Below are 22,484 nucleotides of genomic sequence, written 5' to 3'. Positions count from 1 at the left end.
TAACTGAAGATCCGGACGGGGTGCCCACCTACGCGGTGGGCACCCCGTCCGGCTTCGCCACCAGGTCGAGCACCCGTTCCGCGCGGTCGACCAGTTGCTGGTAGCTGATGACCTCAACCCGGCTGAGATGGCTGTTGAAGATCCGCAAAGTCTCGTGGATCTCCGCAGCGGTGAGGTCGTCCTGGAAGTCGGGGTGCCCGACCACGATGGTCGCGCTCGCCCGCCGCGTATCGATGCTGAACTCCTCAAAGACGGCACCGCGCTGCTCGTCCAGCAGGGTCAAGTAGTTCATCACCTGACCGACTGCCTCATGCACCGCGGACGCGACGATGAGCCCGTTGCGGTGGCGTCGCACGGTCAGCACATCCGCCCGCTTCAACTCCACGACGTGGAGCACACCATCGGGTCGAAGCAGCGGAATGTCGAGTTCGATCGTGTCCACCATCCGACGGCGCACCGCTTCACCCGCGAACTCGCCGCCGAACATCCACCACGCGTTGCCCAGCGCTGTCTGGATGTCCCTTTCGAGTCTTCCGGCTGTGCGAACGACTTCGCGCACTGCGGACAACTGCTCGCGCCGGACGTGCAACTGGACCGCGGAGAGAAGTTCGACCGGATTCCCCTGTTTCAACAGCCGCACAACCTCGGTTGGGATGTTCCGGACGGGGATCGTGGGCTCCTCTGGCTCGCGATCGGGCTCGACCCGTTTACCAGGGCGCAGGCGTTGGCCACGCCACGCCAGTTCCGCCGCGTAAATGCACTGCGGCTGGTTGAGGCCACGGCCGAATAGCCCGTTGCTGAATCCGGTGAAGTAGTCGTCCATGTCGCTCGTGTCCACCGGGGGGCGACGGGGTGGATCCGACGGTGCTGGCTCGACGTGCTTGGCCAGCGCTGGGAAGTCGTGCAGGGTGAGCAGGTTCTTGAGGAACAACCCGGCGTTGTTCTCGTCATACACGCGCGCGTGCGCGGAGTCGATCTCCAGCCCGACCAGTCCGTGGACGCGCTGCTGGAGCGCCAACCGGAAGATCGCTGGAACTCGTCCCGCGATCCAGGTGAACTTGGTTGTCCTGATCCGCGCACAAGGGAAGAGGTGATGAACAGCAGACGGGGGTACGGGCACTTGGTCCTCGTGGAACAGGGCAAAGGTCTCGCCGTGGTGGGCGGTGCAGATCCCGTTGAGGGCTCCGGTCCACAGTCGTGTCACCCGTCGCCAAGCTTCGTGGACCTGGTCGGGGGCAGGCAGCAGGTCCGCGTCGAACTGGTTCGGGAACTCGGCCATGTGCCGCTGGACCGCTTGACGCGCCCAACCCGCTTGCTCGGCTGCCACCGAGGTGGCGGCGGAATCCGGATGTTCGCCTGCTCTGACGAGGTCGAGGAACGCGGGGAGCACATGCCGTCGAGTCAAGCTGGTGACATCCCACTCGGTGAGGTGGTCTACTGCCGCGAACTCGCGGACGGCGATGCCTTCGAACGCGGCGTACTTCTCGGCCTTGATGTGTTGGTGTGACTGCTTGTTGGTCCGCAGCCACGCGGCGGCCACGATGATCGGCAACCGAGTCTTGAGTTCAGCGGAAAGTGCGGCGAGGAGGTCTTCTCTGCGCTCGTGGCATTGCCGCCACACCGTGGCCAGTGGCGCCTTGGTGACGCTCGGGTGCTGCAGTCGAATGGTGGCGAGATCGAACGCGGCGAGGTCAACCTTTCCCTTCGCCAGTTCCCGGGTGAGGGATTCGGTGCGGGCGTCGAACTGGATCAGTGCCTGACCTGCGGCCAGATGGTTTGCGAGCGGACCTGGCGGGAGGCAGTGCAGTGGGCCGGGTGAGCGCAAGTCTGCGGTTGACCCTCGGCGGGGCTGGACCTGGACGGTCTCGCGGTCCCGGCGCTTTAAGCCGGGGCAGTCGTAGTCGCCGTGCCAGACGCGGCCGTGTTTGGTGCACCAGAGGGTCAGTTCGGTTCCTGCCAGTGGTCCTAGCGGGATGGTCAGCGTCACTTTGCCTCGCAATCGGGGGGAGCACCTCCCGTTCTACACGTCCACTTGTGCGAGAGGTGCCTGTTTGGCGGCAAGGGTGGAGGCGTGGGCCGGGGTTGGTGAGGGTGCGGTGAAGATCGCACCTTCCTGTTGTCCGCCAAGGCATTGTCGGGGGCATGACGGATGATGAGTGGTTGGAAGAGTTCACCGAAGAGGCCGCGCGGCGGATGCTGAGGCAGGAGCCCGATTGGGATGAGGGTGTCGTGATGCACCCGCTTGTCGTTCGGAGTGTTCAGCGGTTCCAGGTGGGGGAGGACGGCGATGGGGCGAATCTCATCGAGAAGGCGGGGGAGGGGGCGTACGGGGCCGCGGTGGCGTTGTTCATCGCTGAGGAGCAGAACCACGCGCGGATGTTGGCGCGACTGCTGAAGGCCGCGGGAGCGGACACCATCGAGTCGCACTGGAGTGATTCGGTGTTCGCGTGGTTGCGCAGGGCGCTGGGGCTCACGCTGGAGTTGATGGTGCTCATGGTGGCCGAGGTGGTCGCGTTGGCGTATTACCGGATCTTGCGGGACGGGTCGGCGGATCGGGTGACCAGTGAGGTCGCGGCGCGGTTGTTGGCCGATGAGCGCAGGCACGTGCCGTTCCACATGTCCCGGTTGGGTGGTCTTTCGCGGTTCGCCGGGGCGGCGTGGCGGGTGTTGTTCCTCGGTGCTGTACTCGTCGTGGCGGTTGACCACGGGTCGGCGTTGCGCGTGTTGGGGGTCACGCGGTGGGGGTTCGTGCGCGAGGCCATGACGGAGTTCACAGTGGCCACCGCGGCGGGGGCTGTCACGAACCGGGTGGCCGCGGGGTCTACCGCGTGACGTGATCGACGACCAGGGAGGTTCCATGTCCATCCTCGTCACCGGTGGTACCGGGGTGTTGGGGCGGCGTGTCGTGCGGGCGGTGCCCGGTGCCCGGGTGCTGACCCGCTCGGGTGACGGTCACCGCGGTGATCTGCTCACGGGTGCGGGCGTGGCCGACGCCCTCGCGGGGGTGACCGCGGTGGTGCACTGCGCGACGACACTGGGACGCAAGGACGTGGACATCACGGCCAACCTGATCGCCGCCGCCAAGCAGGCCGGGAATCCGCACCTGGTCTACATCTCCATCGTCGGGGTGGACCGGGTGCCGTTGCCGTACTACCGGGCCAAGCTCGCCGCCGAGCGGTTGGTCGAGGACTCGGGCCTGCCGTACTCGATCTTGCGCGCCACCCAGTTCCACGACCTGATCGCCAAGCTGTTCGCCCCGCAGCGCCTCCTGCTGTTCTACCCGGCGTTGTCGTTCCAGCCGGTCGACACGGGCACGGTGGCGGCCCGGCTCGCCGAGTTGGCGGCCGGACCCGCTCAAGGCCGCACCACCGACCTGGGCGGGCCCACCGTGTGGACGGCCCGCGATCTCGCGGGGCAGTACCTGGCGGCGAAGGGGCGCAAGGCCGCCCGGGTGCCGGTGCGGCTGCCGGGTCGGACGTTCGCCGCGTACCGCGCGGGGCACCACCTGGCTCCTCGTAACGCGGAGGGCACGGTCGAGTTCGCCGACTTCCTCGCCGGTGATCTCTGACACGAGCCTTGACCTCCACATTGCTGGAGGTTCGAAGCTGGTGGCATGACCGAGACGATGACCGCGGTGGCGGTCACCCAGTTCGGCGCGGCCGACGTGCTGCGCCCGATCACCCTGCCCCTGCCAGACCCGGGGCCCGGCGAGGTCCGGCTCCGGGTGCGCGCGGCCGGGGTGCAGCCCTTCGACATCGCCGTTCGCCAGGGGACGGGCCCACCGGCCCGGGCGGCGGTGTTGCCCCAGGTGATCGGCAACGAGTACGCCGGTGTGGTGGACGCCGTGGGCGGGGGTGTCGACTCGGTCGCGGTGGGTGACGAGGTTCTCGGGTTCGCCGTGTACGGCAGTTACGCGGAGTACCGGATCGCGCCCGTAGAGAACCTGGTCCGCAAGCCTGCGGGCATGCCCTGGGAGGTCGCGGGTTCGTTCACCGCGGGGGCGCAGACGGCGGCTATGGCCATCGAGGACCTGGGGGTCCGCGCCGGGGAGACGCTGCTGGTGCACGCGGGGGCCGGGGCGGTGGGCACGATGGCTGTCCAGTTGGCCCGGCTGCGCGGAGCGACCGTCATCGCGACGGCTCGGCAGGCCAACCACGACTACCTGCGGGACCTAGGTGCCATCCCGGTCGAGTACGGCGAGGGGTTGGTCGAACGGGTGAGGGCACTAGCGCCAGGTGGGGTTGATGCTGCTCTTGACGGTGCGGGCATAGAGGCGCTGACCGCGTCTATAGAGCTGGGGGTCGACCGGGACCGCATAGTCACCCTGGTCGTCTGGGACCGGTTCGCCGAGTTCGGGGTGCGCAGGGTGAGCGGGACTCGCTCGGCGGCGCGGCTTGCCGCGTTGGTCGACCTCTATGACCGGGGTCTGCTGCGCGCCCACGTCCGCTCGCACTACCCGCTGGCGGAGGCCGCTGACGCGCACCGAGACGTAGAGACCGGTCACGGCAGGGGAAGGGTGGTGCTGGTCATCCCCTAGCCGCTCTATGATGGCCGTACACGCGGGCTCGGGGGGAGCCGTTCGCCCTGCTGTGGTCATCGTGGGTTATGGGGGATGTGTGGTCGGGCAACAGCCGTACTTCGGGACCCCGGTGGACGACACCGGGGTCCCTCCACGCAACCGGCCGCTGGTGCTGTTCACCGTGCTCGGTGGCCTCCTCGTCGGAGTCCTGTGGATCGCGATCATCGGCAAGGTGACCTCGAGCGGCTCCCGCGAGATCGCGGGGACCGCCTACGCGGTCGGCGAGCAGCAAGAGCTCTCGGAACCGGGCACCCCTGGCGCGATCTCGCAGAACCCGCTGCTCGTCCCAGGGCGTGAACTCGCCGCCACCCCTTGTCCCCTCCCGGCACTGGGAACTACCGCGGCCGAGCTTGAGGTGTTCTACAAGGAGGGGCTGGCCTGCCTGGACAGGGCGTGGAAACCGGCACTAGAGGCAGCGGGGAAGCCCGTAGTCACCGCCAAGCTCTCTATCGCCGACAACCCCAAGTCCAAGTGCGGGTTCGTGCCCTCCGCGGACGAGGCGCTCGCCTTCTACTGCAACCGGGACCGGACCATCTACATGCCCCGGCAACGGCTGATGGATTCCGCTGGGGACTCCGCGCCGTTCCACCTCGCAGTGCTCTCGCACGAGTACGGCCACCACATGCAGGCACTGGCGGGCATCCTGTCGGCGTCCTCTATGCAGGAGAACGCCGCGGAGGACGCTGAGGCCATGAAGGTGTCGCGGCGCACAGAGCTGCAAGCCAACTGCTTCGGTGGCTTGTTCCTCGACGCGGCAGCGCGTGGCGGATCGCTTAAGGCGGAGTTCGTCGCTGAAGCTGTCGAGAGCTTCGGCGACACCTTGAACTCGGACTCGCACGGCTCGCAGCGCAATCAAGCCGCCTGGGCCGAGCGTGGCAAGAACGGTGGTAGTACGGCGTCGTGTGATACCTGGTCGGCAACGGACCTCGACGTCGAGTAGGTCGGGTTTACACCCGCCGCCAAAGTTCCAGGAAGCGCTCTATGTCGTCCCGGATGCGTTCGCGTGCGGTCGCTCTAGGCACACCCGCCATGAGCATCGCGTCGTAGTCGGTTTCCTCGTGCCGGATGGCAGCGACGACGGCGAGTGTCACGGCGTGTTCGTCGAGTGCTTGGCCTGCCGCCGATCGGCCGACCCGCCCGCTGCTGCGCGTACCGGCGTGCTCGGCTATGGCCTGCGCGCGATCAGCCGCGAGACCGGGGAACAACTCGCTGATGCGTTCGGCGAAGGCGGCCTGGAACACCAGGTCTTGGGCTGCCCGGCGGGACCGGTCACGGGCCTTGCGCCGCTCGCGCAGGTCTTCGTCGGCCAAGCACTGCTCTTCGGCGCTGTCGAGGGCCGCGCGCTCCACCAGGATTCCCCGGCGGTCGAAGCGCTTGCGCGACTTGCTCCACCGGACGACCACGGCGGCGAGCCCGCTGGCCTTGCGGGCCCGTCTCGTCAGCGCCGCGTCACCGGAGGGCAGGAACACCAGGTGGCCCATGTCGGCGCAGTCGAGGCACAGCGGCTTCTCGTCCTCCAGGAAGTGGAACTCCCCGGTCTCGCCGCACTGCGCGCAGTGCCACCGCTTGTCCGGGCTGATCACGACCAGGTCCGGCGCCTTGGTCTGCCGCTGCGTGACCTTGGCCAGCCGTGCCCCCGACAGCCCCGGATCGGTCCACTGGGTTCGGAAAGCCTGCTCGACCTCGGCGTCGCCTGCCCGGCTGAACCGCAGCGGCCTGCGATCCCTGGTGGCCGCGACGTAGTCCACTTCGGACTTGCGCAACCCCTTGCCCGCCGCCCACTGGTGCAGGAACGCCACGGCTTCGGCCAGGCGGTCCGGCGCCACCGACGCGAGGCTGTCCAGGTGCGGTTCGCGTCCCAGCTCCCAGGACTGCACCGACCGGCTGCCGAGCCACCCGAGGCCGGACAGCACTTCCAGCGGCGCCACGACCTTCTTGCGCTGCAGCAGCTCTTCCGCCACGGCCGTCACCCTGCGGTCGAGTCGTCCGCTCACCGGGGTCCTCCGCTCACTGGTCGTCAGCCTCGGCCAGCGCTCGGTACGCGGGCCGGAGCCATTCCACCAGAGGCCGTCCGCCGACCGTCAGCGGTAACGGGCCAACCTGGTCCAGTACCGCGTCTGGCGCTGCCCGCACCGCGGCGACCGCGGGCACCGTCACCGGGGCACCCCAGAAGTTGTCCAGCACGTCTACTAGTGCTTCGTCACCGGCTTCGGCGGGCTGCTCACGAGGTCCGCGTAGGCCGTCGAGCAACTGCTGTCTGCTGCGCCCGCGCCAAGCGAGGTACTCGAAGGGGTCGGAATCGAAGGACTCCGCCAAGAGGTAGCTGATGGCGGCTAGGTGCTTGCACGGCACTTCCCAGTCCGGGCAAGAGCAGTCCATCGACAGCTCTCTTGCGCTAACGGGAAACAACTGTAGGCCCACGGTCTCGAACACTGCCTCGATCTCGTGCGGTAGTTCACCCGCGAGCAGCTTAGCGAGGAACAGCGCCTGTCCCGCAAGCGCTTTCTCCACGTCGGCCCACTCGGCATCGGTGAACGCCTTGATCCCGATCCGCACCCTATAGGGCTCTGGCCGCGACCCCTGCACCTGCGCGACCACAATGCTCGTGGACAACGACATGCTCAACACCTGGCCCGCACGCGCATAACGCCGACCACGCTCGAACCGGCCACCGAGCCCGAGCGCCTCCAACGACTCCACGAACCGCCGAGACCACCACGTCCTGCCGATGTTCTTGCGGTCACCGGTGATGCGCAGGCCGTCCGCCACCGGGATCGGTGGGCCCGATGAGCGCCACCACTCGTCGTCACTCACCGACGGCCTCCCCGGACAGCGCGACCAGCTCGCGCAGTTCGCCGTTGGACAACTCGGTCAGCCAGCTCTCCCCGGTGCCCACCACCAGCTTCGACAGCGCCCGCTTGTCCTCGATCATCTTGTCGATCCGCTCCTCGAGCGTGCCGATGCAGACGAACTTGCGCACCTGCACGTCCTTGCGCTGCCCGATGCGGAACGCCCGGTCGGTCGCCTGGTCCTCCACCGCCGGGTTCCACCAGCGGTCCAGGTGGATCACGTGGTTGGCCTCGGTCAAGGTGAGCCCGGTGCCGCCCGCCTTGAGCGACAGCAGGAAGATCGCCGGACCCGCGCCGGACTGGAACCGGCTGACCATGGCATCGCGCTGCGCCCGGGGCGTTCCACCGTGCAGGAACAGCACCTCGGTGTCGAAGCGCGCGGCCAGGTAGGGCACCAGCATCGCGCCGAACTCGGCGTACTGGGTGAAGCACAGGGCCCGCTCACCCTCGGCGAGGACCTGCTCCAGCGTCTCCTCCAGCCGGGCGAGCTTGCCGGAGCGCCCCGCGATCGGCGAGCCGTCGCCGAGCAGGTGCGCGGGGTGGTTGCACACCTGCTTCAGCTTCGTCATCGTGGCCAGCACCAGCCCCTTGCGCTGAACCCCCTCCGCCTCCTCGACCTTGACGATCATGTCGTCGACCACCGCGCGGTAGAGCGAAGCCTGCTCGGCGGTGAGGGTGCACAGCTGGCGCATCTCCAGCTTGTCCGGCAGGTCGTCGACGATCGCCGGGTCGGTCTTGACCCGCCGCAGCACGAACGGCGCGGTGATCCGGCGCAGCCGGGTCGCCGCCTCTTCGTCCCCGTGCCGCTCCACGGGAACCGCGAACCGCGCGCGGAAGCGGGACAGCGGGCCGAGCAGGCCGGGGTTGGCGAAGTCCATCACCGACCACAGTTCGGCCAGCCGGTTTTCGACCGGGGTGCCCGTCAGCGCAACCCGGTGGCGGGCGGGCAAGGACCGCACGGCCTGCGACTGCTTCGCCGCGCTGTTCTTGATGTTCTGGGCCTCGTCGAGCACGATGCGGTCCCACTGCAGGGTTGCCAGCAGGTCGGCATCACGGGCCGCTAGGGCGTAGGTGGTGAGGACCAGGTCGGCGCCGTCGAGGGCATCGGCCAGATCCGCTCCGGCGAGCCGGTCCGCGCCGTGGTGGACGTGGACGCGCAGCCCTGGCGTGAAGCGCTCGGCTTCTCGCTGCCAGTTGCCGACCAACGACATCGGGCACACCAACAACGTCGGCGGCTTCTTCTCCGCTTGCCGAGAAACCGCCTCTAGGGCCAAGAGTTGAACGGTCTTGCCCAGGCCCATGTCGTCGGCGAGACACGCGCCCAAGCCGACGCTGTCGAGGAAGGCCAGCCACGCCACACCACGCTGTTGGTATGGCCGTAGTTCCGCGGTGAAGCCCTCAGGGGTCACGACTGGCTCTAGGTGGGCCTCGACGGTGCCGCTCAAGAGGTCGGCCAACCATCCCGATCCGCTCATGCCGACCACCGGGATCGGCAAGTTGTTCTCGTCCGGGGGCATCCCCGCCAGGTCGAGGACTTCACCGACGGACATCTGCCCTGCCCGCGCGCGTTCCAAGAACGCCAGGCCTTCAGCCAACCCGCGCTGGTCGATCTGCACCCACCGGCCGCGGACACGGACCAGAGGCACCTTCGCCGCTGCCAGTTCGCTCAACTCGTGCTCGGTGAGCGTTAGGTCTCCAACCGCGAGATCCCAGCGGTAGTCGACCAGTTCGTTCTTACCCAGCACCGAGTTACGACTAACCGTGCCTGCCGTGCCGCGACTCGTAGTTGTCAGCCGCAGCCCAACACCAGAAGACGGACGCCAGCCCGATGGCAGTAAGACCCCGAAACCGGCCTGATCGAGCGCTGCTGCCGCGGTCAGGAACCGGTGGGCTCCCTCAGTGTCCAAACTCAGCCCTACTGGGGCGCGTTCGTGTAGGCAGCGATCCAAGTCTGAGAACAGCCGCGTCGCGCGCCCCAGCTCGGCCAGCAGCAACTCGTCGGGGCGGCTCACCCAGCGGCGCAACACCGTCCCGCCATCCCCGCGCCACACCTGGTCGGCGGCCACCATCACGCTCGGATCGTCTACGGCGCGCAGCAGCAACTCCACCGTCCACGTAGGGTCGGCGCTGCTATCCGCGTCGTCTTCGGGCGCGCGCAGCCGGAAGCAGGCGCGGACGGGGCCATCGAACTCGACCGCGGACCGCCATGTGCGCAGGGTGTCCGCCAGCCGAGCGGCCTCGTCCGGGGCGGCGTCCAACAAGGGGTCCCCGGTCAGCGCCACCAGCAGTGCCCTGGACACCGAGGTGGTGGCGGAGCCGACAGGCCCCAGCCGGATCCCGGCCAACCGGGCGCGGGTCAGCGAATCCACGAACGCGTCCAGTGCGGGCCGCAGTACGTCCTCGGCCCGCCTGCCCGTCGAACCCTCGACCTGGGCTGCGCGCAGGACCGGCGGCACCGCGTCGCGCAGGCGCGCGTACCGCGCCGAGTCGGTGCCCGACAGCGCTGGGCGCCACCGGGCCACCAGGCCGTCTTCCTCGCTCACGATCGTGGGCAGCACCCGACCGCGGTCGACCAAGTCCTCGGCGAAGGCGACCACGGTGCTCAGGAACCGCACGCTGGCTCCCGTGCGGACATCACCGAGCCGGGGGACGCCATGGCGGGCGAACACGGCCGGTGACATCTTCGCCACCGGCACCCGCCAGGGCGTCAGGCGGACCTGCCCGCGTGGGGTCGCCCGGTTCGCCAGCGGGTCGAGCACCAGTTCAGGGGACGCGACTGGGCCGGACGGGTAGGACGGCAGTAGGACAGGTACCTCGTCGGACAGCCCCGCGACCAGCGCCGTCAACGTCCGAGCCGGTACCGCGAACGGGTGCGCGACGACCGCCTTGGTCGCCCTGCCGGGGCGGCGGCTGGGCAGCGTCGAGTCCTCCGCCCAGAGCGCTACCTCTCCGGCGGCCGTGACCAGACAGTGCAGCGCCAACACCCCGTAGACACTACCCACCGGGACCGACGATCCCAGTGGGGGAGCCACTAGGCCGCTAGACCACTAGGTCGCTAGCTGAGCGTGCGCAGCAGGAACTCGTAGACGATCGCCGACATGTACGCCCGTTGTGCGTTGTCCGCCGCCGCGCCGTGCCCACCCTCGATGTTCTCGTAGTAGTACGGCGAGTGACCCAGCTCGACCATCCGAGCCGCCATCTTCCGCGCGTGACCGGGGTGCACCCGGTCGTCGCGGGTGGAGGTCACGAAGAAGACCGGCGGGTACTTCGTTCCACTGTGGACGTTGTGGTACGGCGAGAAGGTCTTGAGGTAAGACCAGTCGTCGGGGTTGTCGGGGTCGCCCCACTCGGCCATCCAGGAGGCCCCCGCGAGTAGCAGGTGGTAGCGGCTCAGGTCCAACAACGGCACCTGGCTCACGACAGCGCCAAACAACTCCGGGTAGCGGGTCAACATCACACCCGCCAAGAGGCCGCCGTTGCTGCCCCCCTGCATACCCAGCCGCTCAGGCGTCGTGATGCCTCTTGCCACAAGATCCTTGGCGACCGCAGCGAAGTCCTCGTAGGCGCGAGGCCGGTTCTCCCGCAGGGCTGCCCGGTGCCATGCGGGCCCGTACTCGCCGCCACCCCGGATGTTGGCGACAACGTAGGTACCGCCGTGCTCCAGCCAGCCACGCCCGAGTCCACCGCTGTAGCCGGGGGTAAGAGACACCTCAAACCCGCCGTAGCCATAGAGCAGGGTCGGGCCATTGGCATTCTCGCCGCGCACGACGAAGTACGGCACCTTAGTGCCGTCGTCCGACGTCGCGAAGTGCTGCTCCACCGTTAGTCCGGCGGCGTCGAAGAACGCGGGGGCTTGCCGCAGTTCCTCCAAGCCACCGCCGATCTCTCCACGCAGGAGCGTCGCGGGTTGCAAGTAACCACTCACGTTGAGCAGGTACTCGTCGCTGTGGTCCGGGTCGGTGTCGATCACGTCGGCCGAGCCCACCTCAGGTGCACCCGGTAGCTCCGCCCGGCTCCACCCGTCCGCGCCAGGCGTCAGGACCTCAAGACGGGTCTTCACGTCCGCGAGCTTGATGAGGATCAAGTGGTTGCGCGTCCACGCGACGCCACTGAGCGAGGTGTGCTCGTCCGGCACGAACAACGGGGTCAGGTCGCGCTCACCGGCCAAGAAGCTGTCGAAGTTGGCCGCCAGCAGCGAACCCGTCCTATAGGTGGTGCCACCGGTGGCCCAGTCCGACCGGAGGGTGACCAGCAGCCATTCACGGTGCACGTCGACGTTCGCGTCCTCGGGCACATCGATCTTGGTGAGGCTGCCGTCCGCGTTGAGCAGGAACTCCTCCGAGGTGAAGAAGTCCGGGAACCGGCCCACCAGGTCGCGCTCGAAGCCAGGCGTGTGATCGCGGTAGGCGTAGGCGGTCACGTCCTCGGGCTTGCCCTCGTAGACCGTGACGGCGTCCTCCAGCGGCGTCCCCCGACGCCACCTCTTGACGACGCGCGCGTAGCCGGACGTGGTGAGGGAGCCCTCCCCGAAATCGGTACCGACGTAGACGGTGTCCTCATCGATCCAACTCACCCGGGACTTCGCCTCTGGGAGGGAGAACCCGCCTGCGACGAACTCGGCGGTGCGCAGGTCGAACTCGCGCACCACGGTCGCGTCGGCGCCACCCCGCGAGAGCTCCACCAGCGCCAGGTCATAACCGGGCTTGAGCACCGACGCGCTCTTCCAGACCCAGTTCTCCCCCTCGGCCTCGGCCAGCGCGTCCACGTCCAGCAGCACGGTCCACTCCGGCGACGCCGTGCGGTACTGCTCGAGCGTGGTCCGCCGCCACAACCCGCGCGGGTGGGCCGAGTCCTGCCAGAAGTTGTAGAGGTACGCACCGCGCCGCCTCGGGTACGGGATGCGGTCGTCCGCGTCGAGCACCTCCAGCAGCCTGCTCTTGGTGGTCTCGAACCGCTCGCCACCGGTGAGCACCGCGGTGGTCTCTGCGTTGCGGGCCCGGACCCAGTCCAGGGCCCGCTCACCGGTCACGTCTTCGAGCCAGAGGTACGGGTCGGCGTCGTCGGTCATGCGCGCCAGTCTGCCGGCGGGTGGGCTAGCGTGGGGGTTGTGGAGCTGGGATTCGCTTTGCCCGTGTCGGGCTCGTGGGCCACCGTCGACAACCTCGTGCGCGTGGCGACCCGCGCGGAGGACCTGGGCTACCGGTCCTTGTGGACGATGCAACGCCTCTTGTCCCCACCGGACGGCGCGTGGGGCGATGCCTACCGCAGCGTCTTGGACCCGATCACGACCCTGTCGTACGTGGCCGCCCGCACCAGCCGCGCACGGTTGGGTGTAGCGGTCCTCAACATGCCGTTCTCCGCACCCGCGCTCCTCGCGAAGCAGTTGGGCACCCTCGACGTGCTGTCCGGCGGCAGGCTCGACGCGGGCCTAGGCGTCGGCTGGTCGTCCGAGGAGTTCGCCGCCGTTGGCGTTGACATCGCCGGGCGGGGTAAGAGGGCCGAGGAGTACATCCCCCTGCTGCGCAAGCTCTGGACCGAGGAGGTCGTTGAGCACGCAGGCGCGCTCTATGAGGTGCCTGCCAGCCGGATGGACCCCAAGCCGGTGCAGGCCGGAGGTCCCCCCATCTTGCTCGGTGGCGCCGCTGAGCCCGCTCTGCGCCGCGCGGGTCGCCTGGCCGACGGTTGGATCAGCAGCAGCCGTGCCGACCTGACCACGATCGGTGCCTCCGTCCGCCTCGTCCGCGACGCCGCCGCCGAGGCGGGACGGGACCCGCAGCAGCTGCGCATGATCTGCCGGGGCGTCGTCCTCGCCCGCCCCGACCAGGGCACCCGCCCGCTGACCGGCAGCGTCGAGAAGATCCGCGACGACCTCGGCGGCCTCGCCGAACAGGGCATCACCGAGCTGTTCATCGACCTCAACTTCGACCCGGCCATCGGCACCCCGGACGCCGACCCGGCGGCGTCCATGGCACACGCCGAGTCGGTCCTGGCCGATTTCGCGCCCGGGTCGCCCTAGTCGCGCCAGCCCGTCAGAGTCACGCCCTTGGCGACGTCCACCCGGAAGCCGATGGTGATCTCGCTGGTCTGCCCCGGCGGCACCGCCAGCTTCCAGGTGACCTCGCCGATCTCCGTCTGCTCGGCGGGCTGCGGCTTAAGAGCCAGGTCTCGCACCACTACCGACTCGCTGCGCGACACAGGCACCTGATCGACCACGGTGATCTGTGCGGGCCGCGGGCCGAAGTTACCCACCTTGATCCGCCACGTCGCCTCTTGGCGGCGCGTGCTGCCCAGCACCGCCTTGCTCGCCGAACGCTTGACCAAGTCGCGCTCGACGCGGATGCGGTCATCGATACCCAGGGTGAGCTCGACCTCTTCGCCCGGCGCCCACGCCGCCAGGTTCGTCACCCCGACGAACTCGTCATCGTGGAACAGGGACGCCCGGCCAGGGCGGAGCGTGTGCTCGGACGAGTTGGTCGCAGTGGCGCGCAAGTACGCCTCTGGGCCCACCAGGGGAACCGTGATGTGGTCGACCTCGGCGGCCAGTTCGATGCTCGCGACCGTTGTCCGGTGGGCACTCCCGTCCGAGGGCACGGCCACCGGGCGGGCGGGCCGGTACACGGTCGCCGCTTCGCCGTGCTCCACGGTGGCAACGGACTCGGCGATGGGTGCCGGTGAGTACCCGGCAGGCGCGGCCGCGGCGGGCATCATGGGCGCGCTGCTCATGGCCTGAGCGCCTACGCGCATCTGCGCCTGGTCCTCGCCGGGGCCACCACCCCCGTACGCACGGGGCATCGGCCGCAGGACGTCGAGGTACCACGGGTCCAGCTCCGGCACGTCGACGCTGGTCGCGGGCCGGGCGGTGGACAGGCGCAGGTCGCACTCCGGCCAGTCCTCGCCCGTGTGCTGGGTGACCAGCCCGTACCACGTCAGATGCAGCGTCGAGGACACCAGCCGGACGTCGTAGCGGGACTCCCAGTTGGCGGAGTCGACCAGGTAGGAGACCTCCAGCTCGACCTCGCCCGGCTCCGACACCGCCAGCTCGACCTCGATCGCCGTGCTGTCCGGCGGCCGGTAGCCGTCCCGGTCGGCGATGCGCCGGTGCACCTCGTCCAACTCTTCCTGCGTGGTCTGGATCGACTCGGTCAGCTCCCGCCGCTGCGCGTAGACCCCCGCGAGCTGATCGGCGAGCGCGTCCCCCACCTGGGCCACGCGGGTCGTGTCGGTCTCGTCCTTGGCCAGCGCCTGCGCGAAGGTGCTACCCGCGCGCCGGGCCAACGCGGTGATCAGCTCCGCGCGCGCGTCGAGCACGCTGTTGTGGTCGGCCAGCTCACGCAGCTGCGCCACCAACGCGTCCCTACGACTCTCCAGATCGCCCAACGCGGCGTCCTGGGTGCGCGGGTTGCGTTCGGCGCGCACGTCGACGCCGAGCACCGTCGCTGGACCGCGCCCGGCCACCCGCACCGAATCCGCGTGCAAGTACTGCGGTAGGCCGCCTACGGCCACCCGCTGCTCACCCGCGGCAAGGTCCACCCGCCCGCGGCGGGTGATCCGCGCCTGTCCCGGGTAGACGGTCACGGCCACGATGCTGGCGTCAACTCGACTGGTCACGCCGCGAGGCTACCCACCGGAACGCTCGACGGCATCAATCCTGGCGATCAGCTCGTCCCGCAGCTCCGGCGCGCAGAACGCGGACCGCACTCCGGTTCGCGCGATGTCGGCCAGCTCGCCCCGGGTCAGGCCCAAGTGCTCGTGGCACAGCAGGTACTCCCGGTTGAGGTCGGTGTGGAACATGCCGGGATCGTCGGTCGCCAACGTGACCGGCACACCGGCCTCCAGCAGCCGGGGCAGCGGATGACTGTTGATGTCAGCGACCGCGCGGGTGCACAGGTTCGACGTCGGGCACACCTCGAGTGGAATCCCCTCGTGGGCCAGATGGCGCAAGAGGTTCTGATCGCGCACCGCGCTCACCCCGTGACCGATGCGTTCGGCGCCCAGGTCGCGGATCGCTGCCCAGATCTCTTCCGGCCCTACGGTTTCACCCGCGTGGGGCACAGAGCGCAGGCCCGCTTCGCGTGCACGGTCGAACGAACGGCGAAACGAGCTACGGGGCATCCCGGCTTCCTGGCCGCCTACGCCGAAGCCGACCGTACCCTCAGGCATGTAGGTAAGAACCCAATCGATGCTTGTCTCGTCGCTCGCGCGCTCTAGGCCCGCCGGGATGTCGAACACCCAGGCCAGAATTACGCCGTGCTCCGCGAGAGCCCTCTTACGGCCAAGCGTCAGAGCTTCGGCCAACTCCGCGGGGTCCATGCCGTTCTTGAGGTGATCGAACGCCGTGACGGTCACCTCGGCGTAGTGCGCGTTGGACGCCGCTAGATCTCGGGCGATGCCTACGAGCAGCGTGGTGATGTCCGCGCCTGTGCGGACAAGGCCCGAAACGTTGCCGTACACGGTGATGAAGTGGGTGAAGTCCGTGAACTCGTAGAACCGCACCAGGTCGTCGCGGTCGACGGGGACACCGCCGTCGGGGTGCCGGCGGGCGAGTTCGAGCACGGAATCCAGCGGTGCGGAGCCGACCAGGTGCAGGTGCAGTTCGACCTTGGGCAGGGCGTGGACGTACGCGCGCATAGCGGGCCTCTCGGGATGTGGGATCGATGCGTGGCGGTAAGGGGCACGCGCGTCACCAGGCGAGATCGCCGCGCTCGTGATCCTCCCCGTAGAGGGGCAGCGGCACCAGCCAGCCAAGGATCACGGACACCCCCCGAGTCTGGCCCAGGCGCTCTGGGTCGTCAAGGCGACCATCCCTTGTAGACAGAGAGCAACCCCCTTGACACCCGCCCGGTGGCGGGCAAGGGTGCGGGCAGGTCCCCTGCCGAAGATCTGGAGAACCCTATGAGACGTGCGAGATCCGCCGTCGCCGGTGCCATCACCGCCCTGTTGGCCGTGCCGCTCGTGGTCACCCCGGCGTCCGCCCAACCGGAACCCCCCGCCCCCGTGTTCGTCGACGGCCAGGCGCAGCCCGTGTTCAGCCCGACCGACGTCGTGCGCGAGTCGCTGTGGGTCAACGCCCCGGTCGACAGCGACAGCGACGGCAAGGACGACCTGGTCCACGTCGAGATCGTCCGGCCGAGGGCGACCGAACAGGGCCTCAAGGTCCCCGTCGTCTACCAGGCGAGCCCGTACTACGCCGGTGGCAACGACATCGACAACCACAACGTCGACGTCGAGCTGCACGTCCCCGACAACCGTCCTGGGCCAAAGGCGGCCGCGACGGGTCTTAGCGGACCCAACCCCGCTATCACGTGGCGTTACGAGCAGTACTTCACCGCGCGCGGGTTCGCCGTGGTGTACGCGGAATCGCTCGGATCCGGGTTGTCCACCGGCTGCCCCACCAGCGGCGGCCGCAACGAGACCATCGGTGCCCGCTCCGTCATCGATTGGCTCAATGGCCGCGCCACCGCGCAAGACGTCGCAGGCACCCGGGTCACCGCCGGGTGGACTACGGGCAAGGTCGGCATGATGGGCGTGTCGTACAACGGCACCCTGCCCAACGCCGTCGCTACTACCGGCGTCCAGGGCCTAGAGACGATCGTGCCGATCGCGGCCATCTCCAGTTGGTACGACTACTACCGCGCCGACGGTGCCGTAGTCGCTCCCGGCACGTTCCAGGGCGAAGACCTCGACGTGCTCGCCAAGTACGTCCACACGCGGGCCGACCGCACGGCCTGCGCGAAGGTGCTCGACGAACTGACCGCCGAGCAGGACCGCGTGACCGGCGACTACAGCAACTTCTGGGACGAGCGCAACTACCTCAACGACGTGCGCAAGGTCCGCGCGTCGGTGCTCGCCGTGCACGGCCTCAACGACTGGAACGTGAAGATGACGCACGTCGCCCAGTGGTACGAGGCCCTCAAGAAGCAGGGTGTCGAGCACAAGATCTGGCTGCACCAGTCCGGCCACGCCGACCCGTACAGCCTCCGCCGCGACCCGTGGCTGGTCACGCTGAACCAGTGGTTCTCCCACTACCTCTACGGCATCGACAACGGCGCGCAGAACGGCCCGAAGCTCACGATCCAGCGCGAGGACAAGACCTGGGTCGAAGAGGCCGAGTGGCCCGCCCCCAGCGCCTCGCTCGCCACGCTCTACCCGGGCGCGGGCGGCGCCGAGTCCGGTGCGCTGACCATCTGGCGCCCGGACCGCCGCGTGGTCGAGTCGCTGACCGACGACGCCACCAAGCTCGCCAGCACCCTCGCCAACGCGTCCAGCTCGCCCAACCGGCTCGTCTACCTGAGCCGCCCGTCGAGCACGCCGCTGCGCTTCAGCGGCAAGGGCGAGGTCTACCTGCGGCTGTCGTTCACCCGGCCCGCGGCCAACGTCACCGCGCTGCTGGTCGACCGCGGCCCTGACGGCAAGTCCACCGTCGTCACCCGCGGCTGGACCGACCCGCAGAACCGCAAGAACATCAGCCGCACGGACGCGATCCAGCCCGGCAAGGCCTACGACCTGCGGGTCGACCTCGTCCCGGACGACTACGTGCTCCAGGCGGGCCACCAGTTCGGCCTCGTCGTGCTCTCCAGCGACAACGAGTACACCCTGCGCCCGGCCCCCGGGGCGGGCTTCTCGGTCGACCTCAAGGGCAGCAACCTGACCCTGCCGATCGTCGGCGGTCTGGACGCGCTCAAGGCCGCTGTCGGCTGATGGCGGTGGGGTGTTGACACACATCTCTAGGGGTTGGTGGGTGTTCCTCTGATCCCGAGGACCATGGCCGGATCGTTCGCGAATCCCTGGTGGAGGTAGCGAATGATCCGGCCATTGGTCTGGTGCGTGCGCGGCGGGTCGGGTGTCGCGAGTGGACAACTCGCGGCCAAGTTGTCCACAACGCACTGATTCATCCACCGGCCAACCGAACCCCTGTCCCGCGGCTCGACATCCGCGCACAGTGGCCGCATGACGACCACCAACCTGCACCACGCCGACCAGATCATCGCCGCGCTCCCGTACCTCATCGGGTTCGCGCCGACCGACTCCCTGGTCGCGCTGACCATCCGGGAGACGAGGGAGATCGGGCCGGTCATCCGGCTCGACCTGCCGCGCCCACCCGACCGCCTGCCGATGGCCGAACACCTGGCCGAGATCCTGGCCGCCCACCGCGTCGAGGACGCGCTGCTCATCGTGGTGGGCGGCCGGGAACCACTGCACGACAAGCCCTTCGTCACCACTGTCAGGCAGACCCTGGTCGAGTCCGGTGTCACCGTCGAGCACGCGTTCTGGACCAGGTCGGTCGAGGCGGGCCAACCCTGGCTGTCCTACGACGACCCCGAGTTCACCGGCACGGTCGCCGACCCGGACACCACCGCGCTGGCGGCGCAGTTCACCGTCGAGGGCGTAGTGGTCTACCCGTCCCGCGAGGCCATGGCCGACAGCCTCGCCGCCGACCCGGAACCCGACCTCGACCGGCGCGCGGCGCTGATCGACGACCTGGCGACCGAGTACGCCACGGTCGCCGACAAGCTCGCCCTGATCCACCAGGTGATCGAGGAGTTCGACAGCCCGCCGACGCGCGACTCGCGCTTGATGTCCACAGTGGCGCCCCCGCCCCGCGGACACCCGACCGACCCAGCACCCACCGACCCCGACCTCGACGACACACGACTCGCGCACCTGGCGATCGCCCTGTCCGACCCTGAGGTCCGCGAGGCGTGCCTGGCCATCCCGCTCGGTGCCCGCGACCGCCCAGCCGCCCGCCTGTGGACCAGGCTCACCCGCGCCCTCCCGGCACCGGAACGAGCCGAACCCGCCTTCCACCTAGCCGTAACCGCCTACCTCCACGGCGACGGCGTCTACGCCAGAGTCGCCCTCGGCGTCGCACTCGAAGCCGACCCCCGACACAGCCTCGCCGCCCTCCTCGACTCCGCCGCCCACCACGGCATCCCGCCAACCGACCTGCGCGACCTCATCGCCCAAGTGCAGGCCAAGTCCGCACGGGCGAGCCCGGGGTGACCGAGCAGGACTCGGCGGGCCGGTCTCAGGTTTGCTCGTCCGGGTTGGGATCAGTGAACTTCGGGTGCGGAGCCGGTGGGCTTCCGCGTTGAGGCCGTTGCCTGGCGCGGGTGGGATTCGCGGTTGTGTTGTGGCACCCGCTCGGCCCACGCGAACTCGGCGGGCGGTGCGGTCAGGCGCGGGTGCGGGTGAACTCCCAGGCGTCGCTGACGATGGTGTGGAGGTCGGTGCGCTTGGGGGTCCAGCCGAGGTTGGTCGCGGCGCCCGCGGCTGAGGCGACGAGGACTGCGGGGTCGCCTGGGCGGCGGGCGGCGAAGTCCGCCGGGATCGGGTGGCCGGTGACCTCGCGGCAGGTCTGCACGACCTCGCGGTTGGAGAACCCCGTGCCGGTGCCGAGGTTGTAGATCTGGTGCTCGCCCTCCCGGGTGTGCTCGAGCGCGAGCAGGTGCGCCTCGGCGAGGTCGAGCACGTGGATGTAGTCGCGCACGCACGTGCCGTCCGGGGTCGGGTAGTCGTCGCCGTAGATGGAGATGGCTGCTCGGGTGCCCAGCGCCACCTGCAGCACGATCGGGATCAGGTGCGTCTCGGTGGTGTGCCGCTCGCCGAAGCGGCCGTAGGCGCCCGCGACGTTGAAGTACCGGAGGCTGACTGCGGCCAGGCCGTGGGCTTTGGCGTAGGAGGTGATGGCGTGGTCGATCGCGAGCTTGGTCGCGCCGTAGGTGTTGGTGGGCCGGGTCGGTGCCGATTCCAGGATCGGGACCTGCTCCGGCTCGCCGTAGGTGGCCGCGGTGGAGGAGAACACCAGCCGTGGCGTGCCGTTGTCGCGCATGGCGTCGAGCAACCGCAGGGAGGTGAGCACGTTGCCCGCCCAGTACTTGGTCGGGTCCACCATGGACTCGCCGACCAGTGACTTCGCCGCGAAGTGCAGCACACCGTCGAAGCCGCCGGTCAGCAGGTCGGGGGCGGCGTCGGCGATGTCGGCCTCGACGAACCGGGCGCCGTCGGGCACCGCGTCGGCGTGGCCGGTGGACAGGTCGTCGACCACCACGACCTCGTGCCCGGACTCGACCAGCCTGGCCGCGCACACGCTGCCGACATACCCCGCTCCGCCCGTCACGAGCAGCTTCACCGTGGTCCTCCTCTTGGTTCGCGCACTATTGGTTCGCGCACTATTGGTTCGCGCACTATTGGTTCGCGTACTAGTGGTCGCGGCCCGCGCCCGGCGACGGCGCCGCGGTGAACAGCCTCGGTGCGGTGAGCGACCGCTCGGCGAACGCGGCCAGTACCGCGGCCCGCACGGCCTGCTCGGCCGCCGGGGGCACCACCGCGATCGCGGACCCGCCGAAGCCGCCGCCGGTCATCCTGGCACCCAGGGCCCCGGCGCTCTCGGCCGCCTCGACGGCCACGTCCAGCTCGCGGCAGGAGACCCGGTAGTCGTCGCGCAGGCTCGCGTGCGAGGCGGACAGCAGCGGCCCGATGGCGGTGCCCTCCCGCAGCGCGGCCACGGTCGCCAAGACCCGCTCGTTCTCGGTGACCACGTGCCGCACCAGTGGCAGCAGGTCCGCGGGCAGCCGCCCCAGGTCCGTGTCGGGGGCGACTTCGCGCAGCGACGGCAGGCCGAGCAGCTCGGCGGCCCGCTCGCAGCCGCGGCGCCGATCGCCGTAGGCGGAGTCGGCCAGCGCGTGCCGCACCCGGGTGTCGATCACCAGCACCGGCGCGTCGAACGGGATCTGCTCCGCTTCGCCGGATCGGACGTCCAGGAACAGGGCGTGGCCCTCGACGCAGCGCAGGGAAGCCGTCTGGTCCAGCAGGCCGGTGGGGGCGCCGACGAAGTCGTTCTCGCTGCGCCGCACCCACTCCGCGATCTCGGCCAGGGTCGGGCCGCCGTCGCCGGGCACGGTGCCCGCAAGCCCGAGCAGCGCCAGCGCGACCGCGCACTGCAGGGCGTGCGAGGACGACAGGCCCGCGCCGGTCGGCACGTCGCCGGTGATCACCAGTTCCGCGCCCGAGGTGATGCCCGCTTCGCGCAGCACCCAGGCCACCCCGTAGGCGTAGGCGGCCCACCCGGTGACGCGGCCCGGCGCCAGCTCGGCTATCGGCACCGCTCGGGCGCGTTGGGGCAGTCCGTCGTCGCCGACCGTCGTGGCCGAGATCCGGCCGTCGGCGCGCGGCGCCGCGGCCACCGCGACCCGGTGCGGAAGAGCGAACGGCAGCACCAGCCCGTTGTTGTAGTCGGTGTGCTCGCCGATCAAGTTCACCCGACCGGGAGCCGACCACACCCCGACGGGGGCATGACCGTGCGACTCCCGGTATCGCTGCGCGGCCCGGTCGGCCTGGGTCACAGCAGCCGGGCGAGCACCGCGTGCAGCATCGTCGGGCTCAGGTTGGCCGTGGTGCCCGCGCCGGTGATCGCGATGCCACTGCCGTCCGGGGTGACCGACCCGATCTCGATCACGTTGCCCGGCAGGGCGCCGACCGACTTCAGCTCGGTCATCAGGTCGGGGTCCATCTGGATGTGCTCGGCGATGCGGCGCACCTCGACCCGGCCGCCGCCGCGGCGGGCCACCTCGTCCACCCGCACCAGCCCGGCCTCGACCGGTGGGGCCGGTTCGCCGTCGCCGAGCTGGTCCAGACCGGGGATGGGGTTGCCGTACGGGGAGGTGGTCGGGTGCCCGAGCAGCGTGACCAGCTTGCGCTCGACGGCCTCGCTCATGACGTGCTCCCAGCGGCACGCCTCGCTGTGCACGTGCTCCCACTCCAGGCCGATCACGTCGACCAGCAGCCGCTCGGCCAGCCGGTGCTTGCGCATGACCGCGACGGCCAGGGAGCGGCCGTGGTCGGTGAGCTCGAGGTGCCGGTCGCCCGCGACGACCACCAGGCCGTCGCGCTCCATCCGGCCCACCGTCTGGCTCACCGTGGGGCCGCTCTGGCCCAACCGTTCGGCGATGCGGGCGCGCAGGGGTACGACGCCCTCCTCTTCGAGTTCGTAGATGGTGCGGAGGTACATCTCGGTGGTGTCGATGAGATCGTTCACGCCGGTTCCCCTTCGTCACCTC

The 22,484-nt window shown here is 69.6% G+C and carries 17 protein-coding genes; 7 read left to right on the top strand and 10 right to left on the bottom strand.

Features of this window, described 5'->3' with window-relative positions; genetic code table 11:
• Window positions 1–28 precede the first annotated feature (28 nt).
• The gene (locus JOD54_RS32660; RefSeq protein ID WP_204455775.1) at window positions 29–1,987 is read right to left on the bottom strand and encodes a Shedu anti-phage system protein SduA domain-containing protein; all 1,959 of its coding nucleotides are present in this window, start codon (window positions 1,985–1,987) and stop codon (window positions 29–31) included.
• A gap of 155 nt (window positions 1,988–2,142) precedes the next feature.
• On the opposite strand from JOD54_RS32660, the gene JOD54_RS32655 reads away from it, so the two are divergent.
• From JOD54_RS32655 to JOD54_RS32640, 4 genes are all read left to right on the top strand, one after another.
• Window positions 2,143–2,832, top strand: a complete 690-nt coding sequence (locus JOD54_RS32655; RefSeq protein ID WP_204455774.1) for a ferritin-like domain-containing protein — start codon at window positions 2,143–2,145, stop codon at window positions 2,830–2,832.
• A gap of 25 nt (window positions 2,833–2,857) precedes the next feature.
• Entirely contained in the window at window positions 2,858–3,568 is a 711-nt protein-coding gene (locus tag JOD54_RS32650; protein ID WP_204455773.1) for an SDR family oxidoreductase, read from the top strand.
• A gap of 45 nt (window positions 3,569–3,613) precedes the next feature.
• Complete coding sequence (locus JOD54_RS32645) at window positions 3,614–4,537, top strand: NADP-dependent oxidoreductase (RefSeq protein WP_307860465.1); 924 nt, start codon at window positions 3,614–3,616, stop codon at window positions 4,535–4,537.
• A 79-nt stretch (window positions 4,538–4,616) separates the two neighbouring features.
• Window positions 4,617–5,519, top strand: a complete 903-nt coding sequence (locus JOD54_RS32640) for a neutral zinc metallopeptidase (protein WP_204455772.1) — start codon at window positions 4,617–4,619, stop codon at window positions 5,517–5,519.
• Window positions 5,520–5,526: 7 nt separating this feature from the next.
• On the opposite strand, the gene JOD54_RS32635 is transcribed toward JOD54_RS32640, so the two are convergent.
• From JOD54_RS32635 to JOD54_RS32620, 4 genes are read right to left on the bottom strand one after another with little or no spacing between them, the layout of a single operon-like run.
• A complete protein-coding gene (locus tag JOD54_RS32635) occupies window positions 5,527–6,573 on the bottom strand; it encodes a DUF2293 domain-containing protein (protein ID WP_204455771.1) in 1,047 nt (348 codons plus the stop codon).
• A gap of 13 nt (window positions 6,574–6,586) precedes the next feature.
• Complete coding sequence (locus tag JOD54_RS32630) at window positions 6,587–7,393, bottom strand: SWIM zinc finger family protein (protein ID WP_204455770.1); 807 nt, start codon at window positions 7,391–7,393, stop codon at window positions 6,587–6,589.
• Entirely contained in the window at window positions 7,386–10,430 is a 3,045-nt protein-coding gene (locus JOD54_RS32625) for an SNF2-related protein (RefSeq protein ID WP_307860464.1), read from the bottom strand. The genes JOD54_RS32630 and JOD54_RS32625 overlap by 8 nt, the downstream gene beginning before the upstream one ends.
• 53 nt (window positions 10,431–10,483) lie before the next feature.
• Window positions 10,484–12,496: a prolyl oligopeptidase family serine peptidase gene (locus JOD54_RS32620; RefSeq protein ID WP_204455769.1), complete on the bottom strand. Its 2,013-nt coding sequence runs from the start codon at window positions 12,494–12,496 to the stop codon at window positions 10,484–10,486.
• A gap of 39 nt (window positions 12,497–12,535) precedes the next feature.
• On the opposite strand from JOD54_RS32620, the gene JOD54_RS32615 reads away from it, so the two are divergent.
• Entirely contained in the window at window positions 12,536–13,444 is a 909-nt protein-coding gene (locus JOD54_RS32615; RefSeq protein WP_204455768.1) for a TIGR03619 family F420-dependent LLM class oxidoreductase, read from the top strand.
• Here JOD54_RS32615 and JOD54_RS32610 read toward each other — a convergent pair.
• Together JOD54_RS32610 and add are read right to left on the bottom strand one after the other, a co-directional pair.
• Window positions 13,441–15,036, bottom strand: coding sequence for a mucoidy inhibitor MuiA family protein (locus JOD54_RS32610; protein ID WP_204455767.1), 1,596 nt, complete (start codon window positions 15,034–15,036; stop codon window positions 13,441–13,443). The two genes, JOD54_RS32615 and JOD54_RS32610, sit on opposite strands and share 4 nt — an antisense overlap.
• Before the next feature lie 9 nt (window positions 15,037–15,045).
• The gene (gene add, locus JOD54_RS32605) at window positions 15,046–16,056 is read right to left on the bottom strand and encodes an adenosine deaminase (RefSeq protein WP_204455766.1); all 1,011 of its coding nucleotides are present in this window, start codon (window positions 16,054–16,056) and stop codon (window positions 15,046–15,048) included.
• Between the two features lie 264 nt (window positions 16,057–16,320).
• Here add and JOD54_RS32600 point away from each other — a divergent pair, with 264 nt between their 5' ends.
• Together JOD54_RS32600 and JOD54_RS32595 are read left to right on the top strand one after the other, a co-directional pair.
• Window positions 16,321–18,126: a Xaa-Pro dipeptidyl-peptidase gene (locus JOD54_RS32600; protein WP_204455765.1), complete on the top strand. Its 1,806-nt coding sequence runs from the start codon at window positions 16,321–16,323 to the stop codon at window positions 18,124–18,126.
• A 249-nt stretch (window positions 18,127–18,375) separates the two neighbouring features.
• Window positions 18,376–19,428, top strand: a complete 1,053-nt coding sequence (locus tag JOD54_RS32595) for a DUF4192 domain-containing protein (RefSeq protein WP_204455764.1) — start codon at window positions 18,376–18,378, stop codon at window positions 19,426–19,428.
• A 172-nt stretch (window positions 19,429–19,600) separates the two neighbouring features.
• Here the strand turns inward: JOD54_RS32595 and galE are convergent, their stop codons facing one another.
• The 3 genes from galE to JOD54_RS32580 all read right to left on the bottom strand — a co-directional run bounded on the left by galE (window position 19,601) and on the right by JOD54_RS32580 (window position 22,462).
• On the bottom strand, window positions 19,601–20,557 hold the full coding sequence (galE, locus tag JOD54_RS32590) for a UDP-glucose 4-epimerase GalE (RefSeq protein WP_204455763.1): 957 nt from the start codon (window positions 20,555–20,557) through the stop codon (window positions 19,601–19,603).
• A 70-nt stretch (window positions 20,558–20,627) separates the two neighbouring features.
• Window positions 20,628–21,770, bottom strand: coding sequence for a galactokinase (galK, locus tag JOD54_RS32585; RefSeq protein WP_204455762.1), 1,143 nt, complete (start codon window positions 21,768–21,770; stop codon window positions 20,628–20,630).
• On the bottom strand, window positions 21,767–22,462 hold the full coding sequence (locus tag JOD54_RS32580; RefSeq protein WP_204455761.1) for an iron-dependent transcriptional repressor DtxR: 696 nt from the start codon (window positions 22,460–22,462) through the stop codon (window positions 21,767–21,769). Before JOD54_RS32580 ends, galK begins: the two co-directional genes overlap by 4 nt.
• Window positions 22,463–22,484: the final 22 nt, after the last annotated feature.

Origin of the sequence: Actinokineospora baliensis, assembly GCF_016907695.1 — a bacterium.
Lineage (GTDB): Bacteria > Actinomycetota > Actinomycetes > Mycobacteriales > Pseudonocardiaceae > Actinokineospora > Actinokineospora baliensis.
Note: the sequence above shows the minus strand (reverse complement) of the source record. Positions and strands in the feature narration are given on the sequence as shown.

Excerpts from the sequence above, each read along its gene's own strand:
- JOD54_RS32655 (WP_204455774.1), top strand. The coding sequence starts at position 2,143 with ATGACGGATGATGAGTGGTTGGAAGAGTTCACCGAAGAGGCCGCGCGG.
- JOD54_RS32650 (WP_204455773.1), top strand. The coding sequence starts at position 2,858 with ATGTCCATCCTCGTCACCGGTGGTACCGGGGTGTTGGGGCGGCGTGTC.
- JOD54_RS32645 (WP_307860465.1), top strand. The coding sequence starts at position 3,614 with ATGACCGAGACGATGACCGCGGTGGCGGTCACCCAGTTCGGCGCGGCC.
- JOD54_RS32620 (WP_204455769.1), bottom strand. The coding sequence starts at position 12,496 with ATGACCGACGACGCCGACCCGTACCTCTGGCTCGAAGACGTGACCGGT.
- add (WP_204455766.1), bottom strand. The coding sequence starts at position 16,056 with ATGCGCGCGTACGTCCACGCCCTGCCCAAGGTCGAACTGCACCTGCAC.
- JOD54_RS32600 (WP_204455765.1), top strand. The coding sequence starts at position 16,321 with ATGAGACGTGCGAGATCCGCCGTCGCCGGTGCCATCACCGCCCTGTTG.
- JOD54_RS32595 (WP_204455764.1), top strand. The coding sequence starts at position 18,376 with ATGACGACCACCAACCTGCACCACGCCGACCAGATCATCGCCGCGCTC.